At 58.3% G+C, this 25,008-nt stretch carries 24 protein-coding genes; 9 read left to right on the top strand and 15 right to left on the bottom strand.

Annotated features, from left to right (window positions below; all coding sequences use genetic code 11):
• Positions 1-30 precede the first annotated feature (30 nt).
• Both LPW13_RS00185 and LPW13_RS00180 read right to left on the bottom strand, forming a co-directional pair.
• Entirely contained in the window at positions 31-636 is a 606-nt protein-coding gene (locus LPW13_RS00185; protein WP_230437436.1) for a glutathione S-transferase family protein, read from the bottom strand.
• A gap of 81 nt (positions 637-717) precedes the next feature.
• Complete coding sequence (locus tag LPW13_RS00180; protein WP_230437435.1) at positions 718-1,818, bottom strand: NAD(P)H-dependent flavin oxidoreductase; 1,101 nt, start codon at positions 1,816-1,818, stop codon at positions 718-720.
• A gap of 175 nt (positions 1,819-1,993) precedes the next feature.
• Between LPW13_RS00180 and LPW13_RS00175 the strand changes: the two genes are divergently transcribed.
• A complete protein-coding gene (locus tag LPW13_RS00175; protein WP_230437434.1) occupies positions 1,994-2,347 on the top strand; it encodes a winged helix-turn-helix transcriptional regulator in 354 nt (117 codons plus the stop codon).
• Between the two features lie 126 nt (positions 2,348-2,473).
• Here the strand turns inward: LPW13_RS00175 and LPW13_RS00170 are convergent, their stop codons facing one another.
• The 8 genes from LPW13_RS00170 to LPW13_RS00135 all read right to left on the bottom strand — a co-directional run bounded on the left by LPW13_RS00170 (position 2,474) and on the right by LPW13_RS00135 (position 7,942).
• Complete coding sequence (locus LPW13_RS00170; protein ID WP_230437433.1) at positions 2,474-2,683, bottom strand: hypothetical protein; 210 nt, start codon at positions 2,681-2,683, stop codon at positions 2,474-2,476.
• Positions 2,684-2,728: 45 nt separating this feature from the next.
• Positions 2,729-3,370, bottom strand: a complete 642-nt coding sequence (gene ureG / locus LPW13_RS00165; RefSeq protein WP_230437432.1) for an urease accessory protein UreG — start codon at positions 3,368-3,370, stop codon at positions 2,729-2,731.
• Positions 3,371-3,393: 23 nt separating this feature from the next.
• Positions 3,394-4,068, bottom strand: coding sequence for an urease accessory protein UreF (locus tag LPW13_RS00160; RefSeq protein ID WP_230437431.1), 675 nt, complete (start codon positions 4,066-4,068; stop codon positions 3,394-3,396).
• Positions 4,049-4,525 (bottom strand): urease accessory protein UreE, encoded by a 477-nt coding sequence (gene ureE, locus LPW13_RS00155; protein ID WP_230437430.1) that lies wholly within the window; start codon positions 4,523-4,525, stop codon positions 4,049-4,051. Before ureE ends, LPW13_RS00160 begins: the two co-directional genes overlap by 20 nt.
• A 100-nt stretch (positions 4,526-4,625) precedes the next feature.
• On the bottom strand, positions 4,626-6,341 hold the full coding sequence (ureC, locus tag LPW13_RS00150) for an urease subunit alpha (RefSeq protein WP_230437429.1): 1,716 nt from the start codon (positions 6,339-6,341) through the stop codon (positions 4,626-4,628).
• Positions 6,338-6,688: an urease subunit beta gene (locus tag LPW13_RS00145; protein ID WP_230439224.1), complete on the bottom strand. Its 351-nt coding sequence runs from the start codon at positions 6,686-6,688 to the stop codon at positions 6,338-6,340. Before LPW13_RS00145 ends, ureC begins: the two co-directional genes overlap by 4 nt.
• Positions 6,689-6,709: 21 nt before the next feature.
• Entirely contained in the window at positions 6,710-7,012 is a 303-nt protein-coding gene (locus LPW13_RS00140; RefSeq protein ID WP_230437428.1) for an urease subunit gamma, read from the bottom strand.
• 39 nt (positions 7,013-7,051) lie between these two features.
• Complete coding sequence (locus LPW13_RS00135) at positions 7,052-7,942, bottom strand: urease accessory protein UreD (RefSeq protein WP_230437427.1); 891 nt, start codon at positions 7,940-7,942, stop codon at positions 7,052-7,054.
• A gap of 248 nt (positions 7,943-8,190) precedes the next feature.
• Between LPW13_RS00135 and LPW13_RS00130 the strand changes: the two genes are divergently transcribed.
• Complete coding sequence (locus tag LPW13_RS00130) at positions 8,191-8,739, top strand: thioredoxin family protein (protein ID WP_230437426.1); 549 nt, start codon at positions 8,191-8,193, stop codon at positions 8,737-8,739.
• Between the two features lie 178 nt (positions 8,740-8,917).
• Here the strand turns inward: LPW13_RS00130 and LPW13_RS00125 are convergent, their stop codons facing one another.
• Positions 8,918-9,613, bottom strand: coding sequence for a glutamine amidotransferase-related protein (locus LPW13_RS00125; protein ID WP_329957912.1), 696 nt, complete (start codon positions 9,611-9,613; stop codon positions 8,918-8,920).
• A gap of 213 nt (positions 9,614-9,826) precedes the next feature.
• On the opposite strand from LPW13_RS00125, the gene LPW13_RS00120 reads away from it, so the two are divergent.
• The 3 genes from LPW13_RS00120 to LPW13_RS00110 all read left to right on the top strand — a co-directional run bounded on the left by LPW13_RS00120 (position 9,827) and on the right by LPW13_RS00110 (position 13,634).
• Complete coding sequence (locus LPW13_RS00120) at positions 9,827-10,579, top strand: OmpW/AlkL family protein (RefSeq protein ID WP_230437424.1); 753 nt, start codon at positions 9,827-9,829, stop codon at positions 10,577-10,579.
• Between the two features lie 286 nt (positions 10,580-10,865).
• Positions 10,866-12,467 (top strand): AbgT family transporter, encoded by a 1,602-nt coding sequence (locus LPW13_RS00115; protein ID WP_230437423.1) that lies wholly within the window; start codon positions 10,866-10,868, stop codon positions 12,465-12,467.
• Positions 12,468-12,608: 141 nt separating this feature from the next.
• Positions 12,609-13,634 (top strand): family 43 glycosylhydrolase, encoded by a 1,026-nt coding sequence (locus tag LPW13_RS00110; protein ID WP_230437422.1) that lies wholly within the window; start codon positions 12,609-12,611, stop codon positions 13,632-13,634.
• Between the two features lie 45 nt (positions 13,635-13,679).
• Here LPW13_RS00110 and LPW13_RS00105 read toward each other — a convergent pair whose 3' ends face one another.
• Positions 13,680-14,006: a tetratricopeptide repeat protein gene (locus tag LPW13_RS00105; protein WP_230437421.1), complete on the bottom strand. Its 327-nt coding sequence runs from the start codon at positions 14,004-14,006 to the stop codon at positions 13,680-13,682.
• Positions 14,007-14,082: 76 nt separating this feature from the next.
• On the opposite strand from LPW13_RS00105, the gene LPW13_RS00100 reads away from it, so the two are divergent.
• The 3 genes from LPW13_RS00100 to LPW13_RS00090 all read left to right on the top strand — a co-directional run bounded on the left by LPW13_RS00100 (position 14,083) and on the right by LPW13_RS00090 (position 18,245).
• The gene (locus tag LPW13_RS00100) at positions 14,083-15,384 is read left to right on the top strand and encodes an amidohydrolase (RefSeq protein WP_230437420.1); all 1,302 of its coding nucleotides are present in this window, start codon (positions 14,083-14,085) and stop codon (positions 15,382-15,384) included.
• A gap of 205 nt (positions 15,385-15,589) precedes the next feature.
• Entirely contained in the window at positions 15,590-16,855 is a 1,266-nt protein-coding gene (gene ectB / locus LPW13_RS00095) for a diaminobutyrate--2-oxoglutarate transaminase (RefSeq protein ID WP_230437419.1), read from the top strand.
• Positions 16,856-16,874: 19 nt separating this feature from the next.
• The gene (locus tag LPW13_RS00090) at positions 16,875-18,245 is read left to right on the top strand and encodes an aspartate kinase (RefSeq protein WP_230437418.1); all 1,371 of its coding nucleotides are present in this window, start codon (positions 16,875-16,877) and stop codon (positions 18,243-18,245) included.
• An 87-nt stretch (positions 18,246-18,332) separates the two neighbouring features.
• On the opposite strand, the gene LPW13_RS00085 is transcribed toward LPW13_RS00090, so the two are convergent.
• Positions 18,333-19,739, bottom strand: a complete 1,407-nt coding sequence (locus tag LPW13_RS00085; RefSeq protein ID WP_230437417.1) for a DEAD/DEAH box helicase — start codon at positions 19,737-19,739, stop codon at positions 18,333-18,335.
• Between the two features lie 424 nt (positions 19,740-20,163).
• Between LPW13_RS00085 and LPW13_RS00080 the strand changes: the two genes are divergently transcribed.
• Positions 20,164-21,072, top strand: a complete 909-nt coding sequence (locus LPW13_RS00080) for a bile acid:sodium symporter family protein (protein ID WP_230437416.1) — start codon at positions 20,164-20,166, stop codon at positions 21,070-21,072.
• 83 nt (positions 21,073-21,155) lie between these two features.
• Here LPW13_RS00080 and LPW13_RS00075 read toward each other — a convergent pair whose 3' ends face one another.
• Positions 21,156-22,160 (bottom strand): phosphatidylinositol-specific phospholipase C domain-containing protein, encoded by a 1,005-nt coding sequence (locus LPW13_RS00075; RefSeq protein WP_230437415.1) that lies wholly within the window; start codon positions 22,158-22,160, stop codon positions 21,156-21,158.
• Positions 22,161-22,184: 24 nt separating this feature from the next.
• Positions 22,185-24,908 carry a TonB-dependent receptor gene (locus tag LPW13_RS00070; protein ID WP_230437414.1) on the bottom strand — a complete coding sequence of 908 codons (2,724 nt, stop codon included), beginning with the start codon at positions 24,906-24,908 and terminating at the stop codon, positions 22,185-22,187.
• Positions 24,909-25,008: the final 100 nt, after the last annotated feature.

The following is a 25,008-nucleotide window of genomic DNA, read 5'->3' as shown; positions in this document are numbered from 1 at the left end:
ATCATACCGGCAAATCACGCCGATAGACGATCAGGCTGCGACGGCTTCCTCCGCCTCCACAGCCTGCGCAAATGCGGGATATTCCGCAACCCGCTGCAGGAGCCGGTGGGTATTCTCTCCGAGCTGGATATCCAGCGGAAAATAATTTCCCCAGTTGGCGTAGACCGCCAGCATCATATCAACGGCAGAAACTTTATCACCGCAGACAACGGATCTCTCCGTCAGGCGCTGCTCGACAATATTCCACAGACCTGAAACCCGCGCCGCGGCTTTCTGCAACACCTCTTCTTTCGCCGCCTCCGTTTCGAGGCCGCGGCTGGCAAAAAACAGCAAGCTGTAGGCTGGATGCAATGTAGCATTGGCAAACATCAACCACTGATTGAATTCTGCCTGCTGCTCGATAGCGCCTTGCTGCTCCGCGTCGCCGTGCTTGTTCAGCAGATGCAGGACGATAGCTGCACCTTCCCGCAGTACCAGATCACCGTCGACCAGCACCGGGACCTGGTTGGTCGGATTGATCTCCTGGAAATCCGCTACCGAATCCCGTGCAATCAGCTCCACTGGCTGACCGAGATCCAACAGCAGGGCGTGAATCGCACGCGAGCAGGCTCCGGGCATGTAATACAGTTTGTACATGGTTTCATCCTTTCTTGAGGGTTACAACGCAGGGTTATCATTAAGGGCTGCGTTTAATTACTGCAATCGGGGGTTGAGTGATCAGGTGCCCGGGCCTGCAACCGGTTCGCCGACGAGCGCGGCCATCAGTTCCGCCGCATGAATATGTTGGCTGAGACCGGTTACCTGGCCGGCCGCCAGGGTGGCAAAATCGGGGTTGTTGCTGGCTATGGACGCGCGTGACAGCGGACGCATCACAGACATCTGCAGTGGGTAAGGCAGTGCCGGATCGGCCCAGCCGGCGCTGGCCTCGGTCAAACGGTTGCGGATATAGCGGGCCATACGCCCGGAAACCACCCGGGTCATGACCGTATCCACACCGTCCTTTTTTCGCAGCAGTTGCTTGTGCAACCCACTGGCACCGGATTCTTCACAGGCGAGAAACGCGGTGCCCACCTGTACCGCATCCGCCCCCAGGGCCAAGGCCGCTCGCACGCCGCGATTGTCTGCAATACCGCCGGCAGCAATCACCGGTATGGATACCGCATCGCGCACCTGGGGTAACAGGGCGAATGTGGTCAGTAGTGAGCGCGGCTCCGGCTCCGTCAAAAAAGCTGGCCGATGCCCGCCGGCTTCCAGTCCCGAGGCAATGACCATATCCACCCCGGCCCTCTCCAGAGCCACTGCTTCCGCCACGGTGGTTGCGGCACCCAGGGTTTTAATACCGCGCTCGGCGCAACGCTTCAGTATTTCAGCCTCGGGAATGCCGAAGACAAAACTGAATACCGCTGGCCGCGCGTCAAGCACCGCCTCGATCTGTTCACGGTAGCTGTGCAGTGTATTTTCTGCCTGCGTCGGCAACGGCAGGGACGATTCTCGATAGAAGGGGGCGAGCTGTTGCAGGTAGGCCTGTTCGCGCGCTTCGCTACTGGGTTCTCCCCATTCTTTTGCGCGCGGAACCCACAGATTGAGATTGAACGGTCGGTCCGTACGGCCGCGTATATCCGCAGCGAGCTGCAGGATTTCCTCACCGGAAAGGTGTTGGGCGCCGTAGGCACCGAGGCCGCCAGCATTCGACACCGCGGCCGCCAGTTCGGCGCTGGAGTGACCGCTACCGAACGGTCCCTGCAATATCGGATAGGTCAGCCCCAATGTCTGTAAAACCTGATTATCTGAGGTATCACGGAAATCTTCTCGCGGCATAAATGCTCTCCCTGGCGGATGTGTTCGGCAGGCAGTCTAGCGCCGCAAGTTACCAAAATATACTAATGGAAGCTTTGTAACTAGAATATGTGGTTACGAACCGGAAACCTGGTTACCTGGTGGTAACCGGGTGTTTTCCGGAGCTCATCCAATAGGAACAGTGAGGGAAATAGCCGTGCTGCCACGACGAAAAAACCCGGTGGAAGCGCCGCCGGAAAGTTGTCCGCTGAGTACTTGTCTGGAAGTGATTGGTGGCGCCTGGACACCGAACATCATCTGGTTTCTGAGCGAGCGGGCTCGGCGGTTCACCGAGTTGAAGAGTGATATTCCTGGGATTTCGGCGAAAATGCTCACAACGCGACTCAAGCAGCTGGAGCAACGGGGTGTGGTGATCCGGGAGGTGATGCCGACGTCACCGCCCAGTGTGGAGTATCGCTTGAGTGAACTGGGCGCAGAATTGAAACCGGCGATTGCCGCGATTGTCCAGGTTGGGCACAAGCTCAAACAGCGGGCTGGATCACCAGAATAGCTTTTGGTGATATTCCGGCTCGGGCTCAAAGTTAAGTTGCCTTGCTGGCGGCAAAGCGCCGGGTAACGGTTTTCAGGATCGAACCCGGTACCTTGCCTTCACTTCAACTCTGGACCTTCGTCGCCTTTAGTCCGGTGTTTTATTCTTTGACTTGCTGCTTTTCCGGATCAGGAATACGGCGATGGCGCTGACTGCCAGTGCCATCGCTACCCACAGTATGTGGTGTAACTCGTGCACTACACCCGGAGGAGCGTGGCCTTCGTGGGCCTGGGTGAACAGGCTCACGGTCGCAAGTGCCATTGTGGAAAAATGTGTCGCGAGTTTTTTTAACTTCATTGTTTCCTCTATTACTATTTGCGGGCTTTGATGGATAGTGCTGGATCAAACGATAGCCGGGATCTGCTTTTCTTCCAGCATGCCTTCACGCACGATGAACTGGATAATCTCTTTCAAACCTTGCTGTGCTTTCAGGTTGCTGAATACAAACGGGCGCTCGCCGCGCATTTTTCTGGCATCCCGGTCCATAACGTCCAGGGATGCGCCGACCAGGGGGGCCAGGTCGATTTTATTGATGATCAACAGGTCGGAGCGGGTAATACCGGGGCCGCCTTTTCTGGGAATTTTGTCTCCGGCAGAGACGTCGATGACGTAGATGGTGAGGTCGGAGAGTTCCGGGCTGAAGGTGGCGCTGAGGTTGTCACCGCCGCTTTCGACGAACACTACGTCCAGGTCGCCATGACGGGCGATCAGTTGATCAATGGCGGCGAGGTTCATGGAGGCGTCTTCACGGATGGCGGTGTGGGGGCAGCCACCGGTTTCTACGCCGAGAATGCGGTCGCCTTCGAGCGCTTCGTGGCGGGTTAGAAACTGGGCGTCTTCCTGGGTGTAGATGTCATTGGTAACAACGGCGATCTCATAGTACGCGCGCATGGCGGCGCAGAGTTCCCGCAGCAGCGCGGTTTTTCCGGAGCCGACCGGACCGCCAATACCGACGCGCAGTGTCTGTTTGTGGGATGCAGGCATAAATAACTCCCGTGGATTTTTTGTCAGGACCTGAAAAGGCGTGTGTACTGGGTTTCGTGACGGGCGCTGGCGATGGCCAGGGCCGGGAGACCGGCACCCAGTTCCCAGTCTTGCAACTGACGGGCACGGGCGATGGCAGCAGGTACTTCATGCTGGATCTCGCCAATCAACTGCTGCGCCAGGGTCTGCCCCAGGGGTACCAGCTTGGTGGCGGCGGCGACCTGGTTTTCCAGCCAGGACCACACCAGACCCAGCGCGGCAGCCTCTTCCGGTATCTGCCAGTGGTGTGCAGCGACGGCAAAGGCGGCGACGAAGCTGACTTCCTCGGTCTGTATTTGTGGATCAATCCCCAGCTGTCGCAACAGGCGGATCAATGCGCTGCCGGTGGCAGTATCGGTCAGGCGCAGTTCGCGGGTTTCCCGACAGGCGAGCGCGTACTGATTCCAGTAATGCAGTTGTGCAATGCCCGCCTTTTCCAGCGCATGCAGACAACGCAATAAAATGGCGCAGTCCACCTGGGCGAGGGCGTCGTGCAGTTGTAGCGACAGCCACTCGCGGGTCTCTTTGAGGTTGCGCACCCAACCGGCTTCAATGGCAAACTCCAGCCCCTGGGAAAAGGCATATCCGCCCACCGGCAGGCTGGCACTGGAGAGCTGCAACAATCGCAGCAGGGCGCGGTCAGTGATGGTGATGCTCATGAGTATCATCATGCGCATGAGCGTGACCGGCGCTGTAAGCACCGGATTCCGGAATAAATACTGCATTCTCGTGCTGTAGCTGTAGGCCCAGCAGTTCGAGCATCTCTTCCAGTACATGATCGGGCACGATACGCAGCCAGCGCTCACCAACCTGCAGTTTCACATGGCGATTGCCGAGGTGATAACAGGCGCGGCTGAACGTTTCCCAGTCTGCGCAACGCGCGGTAGTGACCGGTTCTTCTGCACCACATACCTCGATATTTTTTCCACACTGGCTGCGCAGTATTTCTCCCACCTGAAGCGGCTTACCGCGCTCGAGAAAAATACGCACCTCACTGCCATCGCAGGCGCGTGCGCGCAATCTGCCCTTGTCCCGTTGCAGGTGATTCAGCACCAGCCGGAATTCCGTATTGATCTGCGCATCGCGCCCGAGGCGTTGATAAACTTCCAAGGTCACAAGTACTCCTCACGTAATCAGAGCAGACAGTCTTGAACAACTACCCGAAATAAACAGTCCTGAACGCACGACTTAAAGTAAACAGTCCTGAACGCACGACTTAGAATAAACAGTAACGCTGTGCCAGGGGCAATACCGTAGCGGGCTCGCAGGTCAACAGTTCGCCGTCGGCATGCACTTCGTAGGTTTGCGCATCCACAGTGACGTCCGGTTGCCAGTCGTTCAGCAGCATGTCTTTTTTACGTACACTGCGGGTATTGATACACGCAGCAAGAGTCCGCTGCAGACCGAGCTGTTCCGCCACGCCGTTCTCCAGTGCTGCGCGGGAAACAAACGTCAGCGACGTTTTGACAGCGGCCAGCCCGTGGGCGCCAAACATGGGACGGTAGTGCACCGGTTGCGGAGTGGGAATAGAGGCGTTGGGATCACCCATGGGAGCGGCGGCGATCATGCCGCCTTTTAAAATCAGCGAGGGCTTGATGCCAAAAAATGCCGGCTTCCACAGCACCAGGTCGGCAAACTTGCCCACCTCGATGGAACCCACTTCGTGACCGACGCCGTGGGTGATCGCCGGATTGATGGTGTACTTGGCAATATAGCGGCGCGCGCGGAAGTTATCGGCACCGGCGGTTTCGCCCTCGCGGTCTTCCGGCAGGTTGCCCCGCTGCACTTTCATTTTGTGCGCAGTCTGCCAGGTGCGGGTGATCACTTCCCCGACCCGCCCCATGGCCTGGGAATCCGACGCGATCATGCTGAAGGCGCCCAGGTCGTGAAAGATATCTTCCGCGGCAATGGTTTCCTTGCGAATCCGGGAGTCCGCGAAAGCGATGTCTTCTGGAATACTGGTGTCCAGATGATGACACACCATCAACATGTCCAGGTGTTCGTCTACCGTATTGACGGTAAAAGGCCGCGTGGGATTGGTAGAAGACGGCAACACATTTTCCGACGCACAGGCTTTGATGATATCCGGCGCGTGGCCACCGCCGGCACCTTCGGTGTGATAGGTATGAATCGCGCGTCCCTTGAAGGCGTCCAGGGTGTCATCCACAAACCCCGACTCGTTCAGGGTATCGGTGTGGATCGCCACCTGTACGTCGTACTTGTCCGCTACCGCCAGGCAACAGTCGATGGCCGCAGGTGTGGTGCCCCAGTCCTCGTGCAGTTTGAGTCCGCAGGCGCCGGCTTCCAGCTGCTCTGCCAAAGCTTCCGGCAGGCTCGCATTGCCCTTGCCGAGAAATCCGAAATTCATTGGCAGGCTGTCGGTGGCCTGTAGCATCTTGCCGATATTCCACGGCCCCGGCGTGCAGGTAGTGGCGTTGGTGCCGGTAGCCGGTCCGGTACCGCCGCCGATCATGGTGGTGACTCCGGACATCAGCGCCTCTTCCACCTGTTGTGGACAGATAAAATGGATATGCGCATCGATGGCACCGGCAGTGAGAATAGAACCCTCCCCGGCAATAACCTCGGTGCCCGGGCCGATCACGATATCCACCGCATCCTGTATATCCGGATTGCCCGCCTTGCCGATGCCGACAATGCGGCCATCGTTGACCGCCACATCTGCTTTGACCACGCCCCAGTAGTCCAGGATCAGCGCATTGGTGATCACCAGATCCGGCGTTTCCAGCGAGGGCTGCTGGCTCTGTCCCATACCATCGCGGATCACCTTACCACCCCCGAACTTCACCTCGTCGCCGTAGCGGGTGAAGTCTTTTTCCACCTGTAGCCAGAGTTCGGTATCCCCGAGGCGCACCCGGTCGCCGGTGGTGGGGCCGAACATCTGTGCATAACTTTCCCGATCCATCCTGCTCACGATGATGGCTCCTGTTTACGCTCGCGGCCCGCGCCGTCCAGCGGACCCATCACTTCACCACGAAAACCGAACACCCGGCGCAACCCCGCATAGGCCACCAGTTCCACTTGCCGCCCCTGGCCGGGCTCAAAGCGCACCGCGGTGCCGGAGGCAATATTCAAATGAAACCCCCACGCCCGATCGCGCTCAAACCGCAGCGCCGGATTCACTTCGTAAAAATGGTAGTGCGAGCCCACCTGTACCGGCCGATCACCGGTATTTTCTATACGCAGGGTGCGCGTCTCGCGACCGGGATTCAGTTCGATATCCCCTTTATCTGACGCGACCTGAATTTCTCCGGGAATCATCATTTTTCTCCGCTGGCGTATTCAGGAAATCGGATTGTGCACCGTGACCAGCTTGGTGCCGTCGGGAAAGGTGGCCTCCACCTGCACCTCGTGAATCATGTCTGCCACCCCGTCCATCACCTGCTCCGCACGCAGAATTTCGCGGCCATACCCCATCAGCTCCGCCACACTCTTGCCATCCCGCGCACCCTCGATGATTTCCATGGAAATCAGAGCCACCGCCTCCGGGTAATTCAATTTCAACCCGCGCGACAACCTGCGTTCCGCCAACAGCGCGGCGGTAAAAACAAGCAGTTTGTCTTTTTCTCTCGGCAGTAATTCCATGCGCTTTCCTGCACTTAAATTTTCAACGTTTTTATTGATTCAGGTACGCCAGATACGCGGCGCGCAAGCGGGGCGATGCAGCAGTTCCGGGCGCAGGATTTCCCACAAGCCGGTAAAAAGGGCGCGCATCTCGAATCCGCAGAATCCCAGTGCCCGCACCACCAGCATTTCAGCCGTGAACGAAATGCCACCCAGAATCTCCCCGTCTCGGACTTCGATCATTTCCCGACAATGCCCGAGTAGCGACTCTGAAGGCGACGATTTGAATGGTCCCATCACCATCAACCCGTTCACCGGGAACCCGCGCAAGCCGGCACGCGCTGCGAGCGGGTTATTACGCCCTCCCCCAAGCCGCAGCGCCTCGATCAACAACGGCACACCCTCGCGAAAAATTTCCAACCGCTGCAGCAGCCTGCCGCTGGCAAACGGCGCATCACAGGCAGGGAGCCCCAGGGACGTGATTTCCCAGCCGGCAAAATGACTGTCCACAGAAAGATCCACTCTCGTGTTCATCGCCCCGTTGGCACCGGGGTAGGCAATATTTTCCAGCGGCAGCCACTCAAGGCTCGCCCCCGGCGCCACCCGCAACGCCGTATTCTGACTTTGCAAAAGCCCATCCGGCCGCGCGCGATAAACCCGCCCCGCGCCAGTAGTAGTCACCAGTGCGCGCGCGCCTTTCTCCGCCACCGCACGGATATCCAGACGATCACCGGAAACCAGGCCACCCGGCGGATGCAGTAGATAGACATGCGCGAGATCGCGCCCCTCCGGAAAAAACGGCTTCTGCACATATAGTGGTCCGCGATGATGATTGCGCGCCAACCGGCAGCCGCGCTCACCGCACTCAAATCGCAGATCCAGATCCGCGTGCCAGCGACCCGCAGCGGCGCTTTCCTCAAGGGGACTTTCGGCAACAGCGAGCTGATTCATACACCGGACACTTCAGAGAATTTTCATCACCAGTCCGCCCGTTGTATCCGGCAGCGGGACCAAACAGACGACAAGTGCGATTCGAGATCAATGGAACCAAGAATCCGCCAGCGGGGGAATGCGTCAATTAACGTAGAAACTATTTTTATAAACCGGGCAGGGCCCGCTACCACGCTGGAAATGAAACCCAAACACCGTACACTCAAACAACATCGCTTACTACCGGCAAACAGGACAAGGAGCACAGCATGGCGCTTACCCCCTCATCCATGATTCCACTCGGCACCCCCATACCCGCATTCTCCCTGCCCGCCCCCACCGGCACCCTCGTCAGCAGCAGCCACTACAGCGGCAAGCCCCTACTGGTGATGTTCATCTGCAACCACTGCCCATTCGTCAAACATATCGCCGCGGCACTGGCCGAATTTAGCGAACAGTACATGGCCGCCGGCCTCGGCATCGTCGCCATCAACAGCAACGACTTCGCCAATTACCCAGAAGACAGTCCGGAAAAAATGCAGGAAGAAGTGGCCGCACGGGGATATCCCTTTGCCTACCTGGTGGATGAGGATCAGTCCGTCGCCAAGGCGTTTGACGCGGCGTGCACACCGGATTTCTTTATCTTTGATGGCAAAGGGAAGCTCGCTTACCGCGGCCAGTTTGATGACAGCCGGCCGGGCAATGACGAACCGGTGAATGGCAAGGATCTGCGTGCAGCAGCGGATGCGGTGCTGGCGGGAAAGCAGCCGTCAGAAGACCAGACGCCTTCTGTTGGCTGTAATATCAAGTGGAAATAGCCTGCTAACAAAGTACGCAGGTCAATGTGAAGGGGGCGATACCGGGTACAGGTTTGTGAAACCTTCTGCGAGAGGGACCTCGCAGAAGAGCCCCCATGGATGGGTTTACGGCGTGTTTCACAAACCTGTACCCGGTAGCGGCACCGCCACTGTCAGGGCGGTAAGGCTTTCGCTCTTGCTACGAAGCATTTTTCAGGAAAGAAAGCATCCACTGCGCCACCGCACGGGTGTGGATATCATTCTGTAGAGACGCTTTGCCCTTCTCCACCATCTCTTCCCCGAACACCTCCTGGCGCAGCTCCATCAACCCCTTGGAATAAGGCTTGGTGAACTCCGGGTGGGCCTGCATGGTTAGCATGTGCTCACCAACCTGCAGCATCGCATAAGGGCAGAAATCACTCCCCGCGATCACCTTCGTCTCCGGCGGCAAAGTCTCCACCTGATCCTGATGACTCACCAGCAGACTGAACTTCTCCTGCGGCTCCCCCATCCACACCGGCGTCTCCTGGACCTCATAACTGTGGACACCCACACCCCAGCCCTTCTCCGACTTGCGCGTCTTACCACCCAACGCATGGGCAATCAGCTGATGGCCAAAACAGATCCCCAACGTCGGCTTCTGACGGCGATGCAACTCGCGCACAAAATCCATCAGCGGCGGAATCCACGGCTTGTCCTCGTACACCCCGCTCTTGCTGCCAGTAATCAGATACGCATCCACCTCATCGATGTCATCCGGATAGTGACCGTGCTGCACTTCATAGGTCACAAACTCCAGGGCAGGGTCCTCGCGCAATAACAGATCCGCAAACATCTCCGGATACTCGCCAAATTCCCCTACCAGCTCCTCGCGCACATCATCCGTCTTCAGCACACCTATTTTCATGCCGTTACAGCCTCTCAACAGTCAATCAATTGCAGGCAGCCAATTCTGGCCACATTTGTGATCACATTAATCCAGACACCCTTTTACGGCAACTCCCCACGGACTTGTCATCTGGATATACACCAAGGTATTGCCGATTCCCACTAGACTGAAGGGATTGCGCCCCTTGGGAATCACCGCTTATCCGTTCAGGGAGTGAACATGATGACAATCACCGCCAAACTCCTCGGCCCCGCCGCCCTGTTGCTCGCGGCCTCATTGTGTAGCAGCCAGTGCCTGGCAGATTACGAACAGGGAGACATCATTGTCCGCGTCGGCTGGGGCTATGTGGACCCCGATGACGACTCCGACTGGCTGCAGATCGACCGCACCAGCGAGCTCCCGGACACTCGCCTCTACGTAGACACCGGCGACAGCGCTACTTTCACCGGTACCTGGCTGTTCGCCGACCACTTCGGCCTCGGCATTCTCGCTGCACTGCCGTTTGAGCACGACCTGGAAGTAGCCGGCCTGCCAGACCTAGACGGTGGCCAGCTGGGCAGGGTGGACCTGGGCAGTATCGAGCACCTCCCCCCCACCGTCACCATCCAATGGTTCCCGGTATGTCAGGAGTCCTGGGTACAGCCCTATGTCGGGTTAGGGGTGAACTTCACCACCTTCAGGGATGAAAAAATCAGCGACGTGGCCAATGAATACTTCCACGATGTTCTCGACGCCTCTTCTTCTGCCAGCCTGCACCTGGACGACTCCTGGGGCCTGGCCGGCGAACTGGGGATCGATATCGCCTTCGGCCCCGACAGCAACTGGCTGGTGAACGCCGCGGTCTGGTACCTGGATATCGACGCCGAGGCGAACATCAGCTTCCGCACCTTCGAAGGTTACCGCACCCGTATCAGCACAGACGTGGATATCGATCCCTGGGTCTACTCTCTCGGCATCGGTTATAAATTCTGAATGCTCGCTATTCCCCCCTGCCATGCTCCCCTGCCATTCTCCCATGGGGCGTCCCCGCCACTTGCGGGGCGTCGTAACGCCGCCTTTTTTCTCCCCCCCTCACCTATTTCCACAATAAATTTCCCTGAATCTGGCGGACATCCCAGCATACGACTATCTATTGGGTCGGGAATTGCAGTTTTTTACCCGCCGTTCGTCTCCCCAGGGGACAATCTCTTGTCGTTTCATGTATTATTTCGCGCCAATGATCATTTTTTAGCCATTCTGATAATAACCGGGAAGACGAATGACCACATCCGCGCCCTCCAGCGAGCTGACTAACTCGCCCAACGGTAAAAAGACTGCCTTCACCCGCTTCCTCGACACCGTCGAGTGGCTCGGCAACCTGCTCCCCCACCCGATCACCCTGTTCGCCATGTTCGCCCTGGGCGTGGTGGTACTGAGTGGTATCGCCTCTTACTTTGGCCTGTCGGTAGTAGATCCCCGGCCGGAAGGTGCCAGCGGCCGCGCCGCAGATGGCGTGATCCAAGTGGTCAATCTGTTCTCCGGCGAGGGACTCAGGACCATCGTCACCACCCTGGTGACCAATTTCACCGGCTTTGCGCCGCTCGGCACGGTGCTGGTGGCCCTGCTGGGTGTGGGCATCGCCGAGCACTCCGGGCTGCTGTCTGCCGCGGTCCGCGGACTGGTGATGGGCGCTTCCAAGCGCACGGTAACCGTGGTGGTGGTGTTCGCCGGTATCATCTCCAACACGGCTTCAGAGCTGGGATACGTGGTTCTGATCCCGCTAGCGGCAATGATCTTCCACTCCCTGGGGCGCCACCCGTTGGCGGGCCTGGCGGCGGCGTTTGCCGGGGTCTCCGGCGGTTACAGTGCCAACCTGTTGCTGGGTACCGTGGATCCGCTACTGTCCGGGATCACCGAGTCCGCCGCACACATGATCGACCCCGGCTATGTGGTGGGACCGGAAGTGAACTGGTTCTTCATGATCGTCAGTACCTTCCTGATCACCATTGTCGGCAGCTGGGTCACCATCGCCATCGTCGAGCCGAAGCTGGGCAAATACGATAGCAGCGAAGCGTCGGTGGATCTGTCCCAGGACAAGATGACCGCGCTCACGGACACCGAAAAGCGCGGCCTCAAATTTGCCGGCCTCGCGGTGCTGGGTGTGTGTGCGCTGCTGGCACTGACCATCGTCCCAGAGTGGGGCGTGCTGCGGAATCAGGAGACCGGTGAAGTGGCCGGCTCGCCGTTCCTGAAGGGCATTGTGGCGCTGATCGTGGTGTTCTTTGCGGTACCGGGCTTTGTCTACGGCAAGGTGGTGGGCACCATGAACAACGATCGCGACGTGATCGATGCCATGTCCCGGAGCATGGGCACCATGGGCATGTATATCGTGCTGGTATTTTTTGCCGCGCAGTTCGTGGCCTTTTTCAAGATGACCAACCTGGGCACTATCTTCGCGGTACTGGGGGCGGAGACCCTGCAGAGTATCGGCCTCACCGGTCCGATCCTGTTCGTGTTCTTCATCATGATGTGCGGCCTGGTAAACCTGAGCCTGGGCAGTGCCTCGGCGCAGTGGGCGGTGACCGCACCGATCTTTGTACCGATGCTGATGCTGCTGGGCTACGCACCGGAGGTGATCCAGGCGGCCTATCGGATCGGCGATTCGGTGACCAATATCATCACGCCGATGATGAGCTACTTCGGCCTGATCGTCTCCTTTGCCACCCGTTACAAGAAAGACCTGGGGATCGGCACGCTGATCGCAACCATGATCCCCTACTCCATTTTCTTCTTTATCGGCTGGACCGTACTGTTCTTCCTGTGGGTGTTTGTGGCCGGACTGCCGGTAGGCCCGGGTGCGGCGACCTACTTCAGCATGTAAACCACCCGCCTGCTCTCGTCGCTACCGAAACCGCGCCAACTGGCGCGGTTTCTTTTTGTCTGCCAACCGGTACAATCGGTATGACCAAATAAAATAACGGTCTGACAGGAAGGACTCCCCTTCCGCGATGAAGGAGCAACCATGTACAAGAATAAACTGAAGGCGTCTCTGCTCGCCCTGATCCTGGGGGCCACCGCCGCCCAGGCCCAGAATCCACTGGATTTCGGCAGCGACATCAAAACCGCCGACCCCTCGGCCCACGTGTGGGAAGACGGCAAGATGTACCTCTACACCTCCCACGATGAAGAGTGCCAGGAAGACTTCTGGATGAAGAACTGGCACGTATTCTCGTCCAAGGACCTGGTGAACTGGACTGACCACGGTGCAGTACTGTCCGTGGACGACCTGTCCTGGGCCGACAACTACGCCTGGGCGCCGGACGCAGCCTACAAGAACGGCAAGTACTATCTGGTGTTCCCCGCCGGAACCGGCCACAAGGACCGGATCAACCCCGAGAACAGTACCAAGTGGATGGGCATCGGTATTGCCGTCAGCGACTCCCCTACCGGCCCGTTCAAGGACGCCATCGGCAAGCCCCTGTGGCGCGAACCCTACGCCAATGATCCGGCGCTGTTCATGGACGACGACGGCAAGGCCTACCTCTACTTCCACGGCACCAATTTCGACTACTACGTGGCGGAAATGGCCGACGACATGCTGAGCATCAAGGGCGATTTCCACAAGATGGATATGGGGGGCTACGAGCCCAAGATGGAAGGCCCGTGGGTATTCAAACGCGATGACAAGTATTACTTCACCATGCCGGAAAACAACCGCGAGCTGGCCTACTACATGTCCGATTCTCCCAAGGGTCCCTGGGAATACAAGGGCGTGTTCATGGAACAGGAGAACGAAAGCAATAACCACCACTCCATTGTCGAGTACAAGGACGAGTGGCTGCTGTTCTACCATCGCTGGCTGAAGTCCCCGGTATCCAGCTGCGAAAAGCGCCAGCGCTACTCCACCGCGGAATACCTGCACTTCAATGCAGACGGCACCATCCAGAAAGTCGAGCGCACCGAGCAGGGCGTGGCAGATTTTGCCGATCGCGTGAAAGCGGCCAAGGCCAGCACCCTCGCGCAGAAAGCTGCACAAAAAGAAGACTGACAGATCGCAAAAACGGGCTCCACCAGACCGGTGGAGCCCGTGTTTTCATTTCCCGCTGCGCGCCAGCTTTTTCAGAAATACCCCGATCTCCCGCGCCACCTGCACATCGCCCTTGTCTTCCGCTACCCTCAGTCCCCGGGTAAAGGCCTCCTCGGCGGCATCGCGATTGTCGAGGGACATTTCACTGCGACCCAGCAGCTTCCAGGCCGCGGAGTGGTCCGGCATTTGCTTGACACATTCCCGCAGGTGCACTGCCGCTTCCGCATAGTTTTTAGCGTTGAACAGAGCGCTGCCGAGGCCGAACCGCAGCAGGGGAGAATCCTTGCCGGCGTCCAGCTGCGCCTGCAATCGCTCGATGATCGGATTGGTCATGGGGTAATCCTTCATAATCGCGTTAGACTCGAATCGAGACCATAACAACACCAACCCGGAAAAACAGGAATCCGCCGTGAAAAAAACACTGCTGTCCCTCGCGCTCTCTCTTTCCGCTGTCACCGCGACACCCCTCGCCCAGGCAGACGACATTGATAAGCTACTGGCGCAAACCGAAGACGACGTGATCGAGTGGCGCCGTCATATTCACCAGAACCCTGAACTAGGTAACCGGGAATTCGAGACCGCCAAGTACATCACCGAGCACCTGCAAGCACTCGACATGGAAGTGGAAACCGGCATTGCCCACACCGGCGTGGTGGCGCTGCTGAAAGGCGGCAAGCCCGGGCCGACGGTCGCCCTGCGTGCGGATATGGATGCCCTGCCGGTCGCCGAAGAGGTGGACCTGCCCTTCGCCTCCAAGGTCACCACCGAGTACAACGGTGAGGAAGTGGGTGTGATGCACGCCTGCGGCCACGATACCCACGTGGCCATGCTGATGGGCGCCGCCCAGGTGCTTGCCGGAATGCGCGATGAACTGGCCGGCAATGTACTATTTATCTTCCAGCCCGCCGAGGAAGGGGCACCGGATGGCGAGGAAGGCGGTGCGGAGTTGATGCTGAAGGAAGGGCTGTTCAAGAAATACAAGCCCGCCGTGGCCTTCGGCCAGCATGTGACGTCCGGCCTGCCCAGCGGCATGATCGGCTACCGCTCCGGGCCGCTGATGGCGAGCTCGGATGAATTCCGTATCAATGTCGAAGGTCGACAGACCCACGGCTCGCGCCCCTGGGGCGGCGTGGATCCGATCACCGCCGCTGCACAGATCGTGATGGGCACCCAGGCCATTGTCAGCCGCCAGATTGATATCACCAAGGAGCCGGCGGTGGTTTCCTTCGGTGTGATCGACGGTGGTGTGCGCAACAACATCATTCCGGACAGCGTCTACCTGAACGGCACCATCCGCAATTTCGATATGGACAACCGCCAGGAAATCTTCAAACGCCTGAAAGTCACCGCAGAGAAGATCGCCGAAAGCAGCGGCGCGAAAGCGGAAGTGGAAATCCTGGAAGGCTATCCGGTTACCAGCAATGATCCGACGCTGACCGAAGCCGCGCTACCGGCACTGAAGGCCGCCGCAGGGGAAGGCAAGGTGGTGGTAGTCCCCAAGGTCACCGGGGCCGAGGATTTTTCCTTCTTCGCCAATGAAGTACCGGGTTTTTATTACTTTCTCGGTGTGACACCCGAGGGCAAGAATCCGGCCACCGCTGCCAGCAATCACTCACCGCGCTTTTATGTGGAAGAGAGTGCCCTCAAAGTCGGCACCAGAGCTCTCACCCAGTTGACGCTGGATTATTTCGCCAGCCAGCAGCCCCAATAACATCGCTATCTGTGAGGGTGGGGCCGCCCCACCCTTTGCTACGCGAGCACCCACGTCTCCGCCCGGATGACAACGGTATCAACGCAGCCCTCCGTCAACATCCAAACTGGTTACTCCCACCTCTCCTCACTACCCTGCATACGGTATCCGTTCAGGTACTGTTGAGACAGCCCGTGTCTCGAATGTGAATCACAGGGGAGACCCCATGCGAATTTTTGAAGAAATGGAGTCCGAAGTCCGGGGCTATGTACGCTCCTTTCCGACCATTTTTGATACCGCACGCGGATCGGAAATGATCGATGAACAGGGTACCCGCTATATCGACTTCTTTGCCGGTGCCGGAACGCTGAACTACGGTCATAACAATCCACTGATTGCCGAGGCGCTGATCAAGTACCTGCAGCATGGCGGGATTGTGCATGGCCTCGACAAGGCCACCATGGCCAAGCGGGCCTTCCTCACCAAATTGCGCGATACCATCCTCGCGCCACGCAACCTGCAATACAAAGTACAGTTCACCGGCCCCACCGGTACCAATGCGGTAGAAACAGCCATGAAGCTGGCGCGAATGGTAAAGAAGCGCTCCAACATTATTGCCTTTACCAATGGTTACCACGGCCTGACTCTGGGGGCGCTCGCGGTGACCGGGAATTACGACTACAAGGACGAATCTTACGGCTCCCGCAGCAATACGGCGTTCATGCCGTTTGACGGTTTCCTCGGTAAAGACGTAGACACCATCGACTACATGCGCCGCTTTCTCGAAGATGGCAGCAGCGGCGTCGACCTGCCTGCAGCCGTAATCCTGGAAACAGTCCAGGGGGAAGGCGGCATCAACGTAGCCAGTATCGAATGGCTACAGAAACTGGAAGCCCTGTGCCGGGAATTCGATATTCTGCTGATCATTGACGATATCCAAGTGGGGAACGGGCGCACCGGCAGCTTTTTCAGCTTCGAGCGCGCGGGGATCTACCCGGATATGGTGACCCTGTCTAAATCTATTGGTGGTGGCCTGCCCATGGCACTGTTGTTGATGCGCCCGGAGCTCGACCAGTGGCAGCCGGGGGAACACACCGGTACATTCCGCGGCAACAATCTCGCGTTTGTTGCCGCCACCGAGGCACTCAGTTACTGGGATAATGACGACCTGGCACAGGCGGTGAAACGCAAAGGTGAGTTGCTGCAAAGTGAACTGCAGAAAATTGCCGATAAATATCCGCAGCTGGACCCACGGCTGCGCGGTCTCGGTATGGTGTGGGGGCTGGAGCTTCCCCAGACCGGGGTTGCCGGCGAAGCCTCAAAAGAAGCGTTTGAACGCGGCTTATTGATTGAAACCGCAGGGGATCGCGATCAGGTTCTGAAGTTTCTGCCGTCGCTTCTGATCGAGGAGGAGCTGTTGCACGAAGGTCTGGCGATCGTCGATGCGTCTCTCGGTGCATTACTGGAAAGACGCCATAACTTTACCGGATAGGCCACCGTGAGTGCATTGCATGAGTGAGTTAATTGTCAGCAAATTCGGCGGCAGCTCGGTGGCCACAGCCACGCAGATCAAGAAGGTGCGTGAAATTGTTGCGGATAACCCCAACCGACGTATCGTGGTGGTGTCGGCGCCGGGTCGCAGCCAGGCCAGCGAACAGAAGATTACCGATCACTTGTTCAATATCGCCACCGACGGCGCGCACTTTCACGAGCAGCGTATCAATATTCCCGTAGTGGACAGCAAGCGCGCAGTGGTGGAACGTTTTCGCCAGATTCTGGCGGACCTGGAACTCTCCGACGATACCCTGCTGGATTCCCTGCGGGCAGACCTGGAGTGCAAGCTCACCGGAGAGCGCCGCATCGCCTTTCTCGCCTCCCGCGGCGAACACTATAATGCCCGGGTCATCGCTGCCCATTTTTCGCAATCGGGGATGGCCGCCGAGGCCTGCCTGCCGGAAGATTTCGGCTTTGTGGTCAGCGAACAGTTCCTGGATGCCAAACTGCTAAACGACGCCTACGGCAATGTGCAACGGCTGGCGGAAACCACCTGTAGCGAGTGCATCGCTGTGATTCCCGGATTTTATGGGATTACTCCGGCGGGAGAAGTGGCGGTGTTTTCCCGCGGCGGTTCCGATCTCACCGGTGGGGAAATTGCCAAGGGCGTGGATGCTGCCAGCTACGAAAACTGGACCGATGTCAGCGGCGTTTTCGAGGCGGACCCGCGTATCGTCAGCGAGGCACGCGCCATCCCGCGGCTCACGTTCAAGGAAATACGTCTGCTCTCCAGCAAGGGGTTCAACGTGTTTCACCTGAACGCCATGCTGCCCTGCAAGGAGCGCAAAATCCCCATCAATATCCGCAACACCAATAGCCCGCAGGACCCGGGAACGGTGATTCTTTCAGAGCGGGTGCCCGAAGAAGAAGCAATTGTGGGCGTTGCGCGGCTCGACAATGTAGCCTATATCTATCTGGAAAAGGACATGCTCGGTGAGGAAATCGGGTTTACCGCAGAGCTGTTAGGTATCTTGCGGGACTTCAATATCCAGACGTTCCACTTCCCCACAGATAAGGATGACATCGCGGTACTGGTCAATCAGGATGACCTGACCGGCGCCATCAATGACTTGCGTAGACAAATTGAAGCGAAACTAAAACCGGACGAGATGGACGTGGTATACAACCTGTCGATTCTGACTCCGGTGGGTCTGGGGCTACAGGGTAATTCCTACCCGATTGTGGATGCGCTCAGTGCGCTGGGGAAAGCGCATATTCCCATTGCCATGATCGACCAGAGTCCATCGCAGATCTGTTTCCATATCGGCGTTCAGCAATCCGTGGCGGACGATGCGTTGAAGATTCTCTACCGCACCCTGATCGGTTGATTCTGCCGTGAAAAGCGGGAACCCTTGACTAGACCCTTGAATAGAAAAATCCCCGGAGAATTTCTTCACCGGGGATTCCACTAACAATCAGGCGGTTTCGCTACTGCGATTGTTGCGACGGCGACGGGATCTTCCCTCTCCACCATTTCCACCGCCATTGCCACCGTCACTGCGCCGGTTGCCGTTGCGTGCACCGCTGGCATTCGCACCGCGGCCGTTTCCGCCACGACCGCGTCCACGGGCATTTTCACCGCCGCCGCCGTTGCTGCGCCTGGCACCGTCTGCACCGCCGCCACTTTTACCGCCGCTGCGGCGGCGCTGACCACCGGGCTTTTTGATATTGCCGGATTCCGGCACCACGTGATCCGGTTCAAAGCCTTCAATTTCCTCGCGGGGAATCGGCTTCTGGATCAGGCGCTCGATATCTTTCAGTTGTTTGATTTCATCCGCGGCAACCAGCGACACGGCCTCACCACGGGCACCGGCACGGCCGGTACGGCCAATACGGTGTACATAGTCTTCCGGCACATTCGGCAGATCGAAATTCACCACCTGTGGCAACTGGTCGATATCAATACCGCGCGCGGCGATATCCGTGGCAACCAGAACCTGAACCTTGCCGCTTTTGAATTCCGCCAACGCTTTGGTGCGCGCATTCTGGCTCTTATTGCCGTGAATGGCAGCGGCCGGAATCCGGCTCTGCTCCAGCTGCTTCGCCAACCGGTTGGCACCGTGCTTGGTGCGGCTGAACACCAGCGCCTGATGCCAGTTGTTTTCCTTGATCAGGTGACAGAGCAGCGCTGACTTGCGCGCTTTATCCACCGGGTGCAGCTTCTGGCGCACAGTCTCGGTAGTAGTGTTACGCGGGCTCACGTCAATCTCTACCGGGTCGTTCACCAGCCCTTTGGCCAGTGCGCGAATTTCGGGAGAGAAGGTGGCTGAGAACAGCAGGTTTTGACGCTTGGCCGGCAGTGCCCGCAGGATCTTTTTGATATCGTGGATAAAGCCCATGTCCAGCATGCGGTCGGCTTCATCCAGCACCAGCACTTCCAGCTGATCAAATTTGATCGCGCGCTGGTTGTACAGGTCGAGCAGGCGGCCAGGCGTGGCGACGAGAATATCGGCACCGCCGCGCAGACGCATCATCTGCGGGTTGATCTTTACTCCACCGAATACCACCGAGTGGCGCAGGGGCAGGTACTGACTGTAACTCTGCACATTATCGAATACCTGCGCGGCCAGCTCGCGGGTCGGGGTGAGTACCAGCGCGCGCACCTGATTGTTGCGCGCGCGCTCGCCGCCGCTGAGGCGGTGCAACAAAGGCAGGGTAAAGCCGGCGGTTTTACCGGTACCGGTCTGCGCTGCCGCCATTACATCGCCACCGCGCATTACCACGGGGATGGCTTGTTCCTGAATGGGGGTGGGCTGGGTATAGCCCTGCTCCGCCACGGCGCGGGCGATTTCCGGCACCAGGCCGAGATCTTCAAACAACATAGTATTTCTAACTTGATAAATCGGCACGCAAACCACCAGTCACGGGCGGGGAACATACCTGAAAAAATTGAGGGGCCGCATGGCATTAGCCGAATATTCCAACTCGGCACGTTGCGGCATTCAGTAGAGAGACTTTGCAAGCAAAGTTTGGGAAAGCGTTCCGGTTTCTGGGCATATGCCAGTCCGGCCTACAGATGACGCAGCTGGCGTGATGGCCAGCCGCGGCACTATAACACAAGGCTACAGACTGCCCAGTTTTATTTTACCCCCCCCGCATCCCCATCACTCTCGTGGCAACGGCCAGAACTTTGACGTTCCATCCCGCTGCAGAGGCTCTAGAATAACGGAGCGAGAATGCCCTCAACGCCGCCCCTGGCGGATTTGGGCTATATACAACACTTCTAATAATAAATCGGAGGTTCCCATGGAATCCGGTCCCCTGATCTCGATTGGCCTGCCAATTTCCCTGTTTATCATCATGATCGGCATCGGCCTGACCCTGACCGCCCGCGACTTTCACCAGATCACGGTCAAGCCCACCGGGTTGATCATCGGAACCCTGGCACAGATTGTCCTGATGCCCGCGGCGGCCTTCGCCCTCGCCTGGGGGCTCAGCCTGTCTCCGGCGATGGCCGTGGGATTGGTCATCATTGCCGCCTGCCCCGGCGGCACCACCTCCAATCTGTTCACATTGCTCGCGCGGGGGAATGTCGCCCTCTCCATTGTGCTTACGGTCACTGCCAGCCTGATCACCATCATGACCTTACCGGTATTCACCAATTACGCCCTCAAGCTCTATTACGGCACCCAGCAGAGTATCGTGCTGCCGTTTGGCAAGACGGTGTTGATGCTCTCGGTGATCGTGCTGCTGCCGGTCGCAATCGGTATGGCGCTGAGGGCAGTAAAGCCGAAGCTGGCGAGTCGCGCGGAGGGTGTTGTGAGTATTTTCGGCGGCATCGTACTGGCAGCCCTGGTGATCGGTATTGTTTACGGTATTCGCGACCGGTTTCTCGAACTGCTGATCCAGGCAGGCCCCGCCGCCATTGCCCTGAACCTGCTGGGCATCGCTGTCGGGCTGCTAACTACCCGCATGGTCGGGCTCGGCAAGCGGGAAGCACTCGCGGTGGCCACCGAGCTGGGGATCAAGAACGGCACCCTGGGCCTGATGGTAACCCTGACCCTGTTGCACTCCAGCGAAATGTCGGTGCCATCCGCCGTGTATGGCGTGGTCATGTTCCCGATCGGTTTTTTGCTGGTGACGTATGGTCGGCGGGTAGTCGGTAAGAATGAAGAGGTACAGGAAGGCGCAGCCCCGGTTCGCCAGGCGGGCTGATGAATGACGGGACTGTATCAACTACGAGCTGCGCCGATCCAACGAGAATCCGGCGCAGTGTATGCGATATGAGAGGTGGCGCTTTAATCCCGGTAAGCGGGGAGTTCCGACACTGCCTGCAACGCAGTGGCCGGCTCGCTGCCCAGAGTCGTCGCTGAATCAATCCCCAGGCCACTGGCCTGGGTTTCCTCCAGTATCTGATCGATATTGACCCCCTGTGGCTGAGGGAGAAAGTGGGCAATCAGGAGATCGCCCGGCTGGCTGTGTGGCGAGCGGTAGGACCAGTCGTCCTGCTTGACCAGCCGCAGAATATCGCCATTACCCCACAGGGAGGCAAACCGCCGGCGCAGGGCCTGCTCGCCCAGCCAATCCCGGTCAGTAATACCATGGCTATCCTTGCCCAGCCAGCGCGGTGCGAGTAACACCGAATGTCGAATCATTTCTGCAGCATAATCCGTATCGCTACCTGTTTCTGGCAATAAATCCAAGGCATCGCTGATCGCCAGCGACTGGCGCGGTGAAGCGCCCGGGTAGTCCGCGCGGAACAGCTGCGTATTGAATTTCCGGTAAACCCCGATAAGCAGCTTTCCCCGCAGTGACGCCAGGGGCTGCGTACTCTGTGTATAAGTGACGATTCGCTGTGACCCGGACAAGGGATTGATGGCCTCAAACAACGCATCGATTTTCCCCCGCACAACTTCCGCCGCCTTGGCCATTGACGGTTCGCCACCTGCTTTTCCATCGGTATGGGTCAGTTCAAACAATAATATGATGGGGCTGTGATCCGGATGCGCTTGCGACCACCGGTCGACTTGTGCCAGGCACTCCGCTATCCAATAACAGTGTTGCCTCTCCCCTTTTTCATCGTGGGCAATCCGCCCGGCCCGGTCCCAGATATCCAACTCCAGAATACGGATTCCGGCGCTTAGTTGCTGCGCAAGGTGCATTCCCTGCCAGCGCTTGTCTGTCGCCAGATAACTGTTGTGGGAATAAAGCAAACGGCTCTCCGGCAAGAGCACCGGATTGCCCGCCAACGCGGGCACCGTGAAAAGGAACAAGGCAATGAACACTCCGCCAATGGTTTTCATGCTCACTACCTCTATTTCCCCGCCTTAGAATTGGTAAGAAACACCCAGGTAAACGGTCCTGCCACTGTTGGTGACATTGTAGAGCCGCTTCACCGCGTCTTTGCTGGAATACTGGCGATCCTGCTCATCGGTCAGGTTGGAGCCTTCCAGTGTCAGTTTCAGGCGGTCGTTTACGTTGTAGAAAGCACTCAGGTCCCAGAAAGTCGAGGCCAGGAAGCCGCGGTAGTCCTCGTCATTGCCATCGCTGGCGTTCTGTATGTAATCGCTGCGATAGGACTGCGACAGACGGGTGCCCCAGACGTCGGTTTCGTAATACAGGGTGATATTGCCCGCGTTCTTCGACAGGTTGGGGAAGTCGGTGGTGCTCAACTGCTCACCGCCCGCGTAGTTATTCACCTCGCCGTCGGCACGGGTATAACTGCCGACGATACCCATCTGGTTGAAGGGAGCCGGCAGGAAATCAAAATCCCGCTGCAGGGTGAACTCAATGCCCTGCAGGGTTGCCGACTCCGAATTCACCGCCCGGGTCACCCTGGCTTGTGAATCCAGCGTATAGTCCTCGGGCAGCAGGGAAGTGGACACGCCTGTTTCAGCGAACGGCATCATTTCTGTCTGCTGCACGATATAGCCGTCCAGGTCCTTGCGGTAGTAACCAATCGCCATATAACCGGCGTCGGTAAAGTACCACTCGTAACTGACATCCAGGTTATCGGACTCGTAGGGTTCCAGTGTCGGGTTGGTGCCGGACACTTCCAGGCTGCCGCTGTCCGTATTCACCTGGGGCGCCCCGGAGAGATCACCGTAGGAAGGGCGGGTGACATTCCGGCTCCAGCCGAAACGCACATAGGTGTCATCACTTGGCTGGACCACCAGGTTCACCGCCGGCAGCAGGCCGTCGTAGGTGCGCTCCAGGGTCAACAGCTGGTCGTTTTGGGAGTAGTCGGAGGCCGTATCGGTCTCGTAGTAGCGCAGCCCTATATTGCCGCGGAACGGAAGTGCACCCAGTTGGCGGTCCCACTCATACTCCACATACAGGCTGGAGGTTTCCTCCCGGACCCGGTCGGTGGAGTCACCGATATCGACGCTGACAGCCAGCGGATCGTTGTCACCTTCGCTATTCAGGCGGGAAACAAGATCACTGTTCAATACGGCATAGGCATCCACCACCGCCCAGGTGCCGGCCTCATTGCCGGACATGGTACGGAAAAAGCTGTCGTCCAGCAGGTCAGCATAGTCCCGGCCATTGTCGTAGTCATTGAGGATATCGTTACGGTCTTCCCGAATTGTACGGTTCTCCAACGCCTTGAAGGAAACGCCGGCTCTCACCAGGTCGGTATCGTTGGGTGTGTAGTCCAGGTCGAACTTGACGGTGCTGTTTTCCGTTTCGTTCACGCTGCCGAAGATATCGAGTTCCTCGAGCCAGTACTGGCTGGCATCGGTCATATCCTGGCCATAGGCGATCACAGGTTCCATGATGTCGCGGGTGTAATCGAAGCTGAAGTCACCGCGTGTTTCGGTGAACACCTTCAGGCTGTCTACATCCAGATCGGAGGTTTCGTTGCCGACCAGACCGCGCAGGGTCAGCCTGTCGCTCAGGTACCAGTTGCCACTGAGGACGACCTGGGAAAATTCCGTATCGACCTGGTGATCCCGGCTCTCCACATTGATACCGGTATCGGTATAGTCGCCGGCCAGCAGTACACCATCCACAATGGTCACGTCGTTGGTGGTCACACCGGCACCGTAGGCCATGGAGCCCTCGTTGCCACGGGGGTTCAGGTGATACTCGTCGCGGACACTGTTCAGCTCACCGTAGAGCATGTCCAGAGTCAGGTCGAAGGTATCGGCCCGAAACTGGAACGCGGTGGTAAGCCCCAGACGCTCCTGGTCGTTGAACCAGGCGGAAAGACGGCCGACAGCGCGGGGCGCCAGCACTTCGCCGTTGCGCATCGCCGCTTCCTCTTCCGCGGTCACAGCGGGACCGTAGATGGAAGCCGCGCCGTTGTCATCGGCGCGGCGCCGCCAGCGATAGGTATTAACCCCCTGCTCCAGGGTGTCGCGGGAGCTGTAGGCCGCCGACGCCAGGGCACCAAAGTTTTCCCAGGTGTTGGAGATCAGCATGGCGGTTCGCGGGGAGGCGTCTTCCGTCAGCTCGTTACTGCCCAGTTGCCCGGACACGGCCAGGTTAAAGCCCTCGTAATCAAATGGCTTGGCGGTACGCAGACCGACATTGCCCGCCAGGCCGCCTTCGTCCTGGCTGGCGGAGTAGGACTTCTTCACATCAACCTGGCTGAAAAGTTCCGATGCGAACAGGTTGAAATCAAACGCCCGGTCACGGCTGCCCTGGGAGCGGCTGTCCATGGCGGTGTCGGTATTGCCCAGTACATCCATGCCGTTCAATTGCACCAGCGCGAAATTGGAATCCAGGCCGCGCACAGCAATCCGCCGACCCTCCCCGCCATCGCGGGTGATGGTGACGCCGGGGATACGCTGCAGGGATTCCGCCAGGTTCAGGTCGGGAAATTCGGCGATATCCTCAGCAACGATACTGTCCTGGGTGCCCACCGCATCGCGCTTCAGGTCGCGGCTTTTTACCAGAGTGCCGCGGAATCCTTCCACCACGACCTCTTCCAGCATTTCTTCGGCGCTGGCTCCCGACCCGCCGATGACAGCCGCGATGGCAACCGCCAGAAGGCTGTTTTTCTTCAAGAGCAAGGCATTTCCGCCGGATATATTTCTGATCGACATTTCAAAAGTTTCCTAAGATAAAAACAGGGAGTTAACCGATTAGTTTTCTTAGGAAGACAGGGGTCAGAAGAGAAAGGGGACAAGGGTTTTTATGAAGCTT

Origin of the sequence: Microbulbifer celer (genome assembly GCF_020991125.1) — a bacterium.
In the GTDB taxonomy this organism is placed as follows: Bacteria; Pseudomonadota; Gammaproteobacteria; order Pseudomonadales; family Cellvibrionaceae; genus Microbulbifer; species Microbulbifer celer.
Note: the sequence above shows the minus strand (reverse complement) of the source record. Positions and strands in the feature narration are given on the sequence as shown.

Coding starts and splice junctions, on each gene's coding strand:
- LPW13_RS00185 (WP_230437436.1), bottom strand. CDS start 636: ATGTACAAACTGTATTACATGCCCGGAGCCTGCTCGCGTGCGATTCAC.
- LPW13_RS00080 (WP_230437416.1), top strand. CDS start 20,164: ATGGAATCCGGTCCCCTGATCTCGATTGGCCTGCCAATTTCCCTGTTT.
- LPW13_RS00105 (WP_230437421.1), bottom strand. CDS start 14,006: ATGACCAATCCGATCATCGAGCGATTGCAGGCGCAGCTGGACGCCGGC.
- ectB (WP_230437419.1), top strand. CDS start 15,590: ATGCGAATTTTTGAAGAAATGGAGTCCGAAGTCCGGGGCTATGTACGC.
- LPW13_RS00130 (WP_230437426.1), top strand. CDS start 8,191: ATGGCGCTTACCCCCTCATCCATGATTCCACTCGGCACCCCCATACCC.
- LPW13_RS00070 (WP_230437414.1), bottom strand. CDS start 24,908: ATGTCGATCAGAAATATATCCGGCGGAAATGCCTTGCTCTTGAAGAAA.
- LPW13_RS00145 (WP_230439224.1), bottom strand. CDS start 6,688: ATGATTCCCGGAGAAATTCAGGTCGCGTCAGATAAAGGGGATATCGAA.
- LPW13_RS00120 (WP_230437424.1), top strand. CDS start 9,827: ATGATGACAATCACCGCCAAACTCCTCGGCCCCGCCGCCCTGTTGCTC.
- LPW13_RS00085 (WP_230437417.1), bottom strand. CDS start 19,739: ATGTTGTTTGAAGATCTCGGCCTGGTGCCGGAAATCGCCCGCGCCGTG.
- LPW13_RS00110 (WP_230437422.1), top strand. CDS start 12,609: ATGTACAAGAATAAACTGAAGGCGTCTCTGCTCGCCCTGATCCTGGGG.
- LPW13_RS00115 (WP_230437423.1), top strand. CDS start 10,866: ATGACCACATCCGCGCCCTCCAGCGAGCTGACTAACTCGCCCAACGGT.
- LPW13_RS00090 (WP_230437418.1), top strand. CDS start 16,875: ATGAGTGAGTTAATTGTCAGCAAATTCGGCGGCAGCTCGGTGGCCACA.
- LPW13_RS00170 (WP_230437433.1), bottom strand. CDS start 2,683: ATGAAGTTAAAAAAACTCGCGACACATTTTTCCACAATGGCACTTGCG.
- LPW13_RS00140 (WP_230437428.1), bottom strand. CDS start 7,012: ATGGAATTACTGCCGAGAGAAAAAGACAAACTGCTTGTTTTTACCGCC.
- LPW13_RS00075 (WP_230437415.1), bottom strand. CDS start 22,160: ATGAAAACCATTGGCGGAGTGTTCATTGCCTTGTTCCTTTTCACGGTG.
- LPW13_RS00180 (WP_230437435.1), bottom strand. CDS start 1,818: ATGCCGCGAGAAGATTTCCGTGATACCTCAGATAATCAGGTTTTACAG.
- LPW13_RS00160 (WP_230437431.1), bottom strand. CDS start 4,068: ATGAGCATCACCATCACTGACCGCGCCCTGCTGCGATTGTTGCAGCTC.
- LPW13_RS00135 (WP_230437427.1), bottom strand. CDS start 7,942: ATGAATCAGCTCGCTGTTGCCGAAAGTCCCCTTGAGGAAAGCGCCGCT.
- ureG (WP_230437432.1), bottom strand. CDS start 3,370: ATGCCTGCATCCCACAAACAGACACTGCGCGTCGGTATTGGCGGTCCG.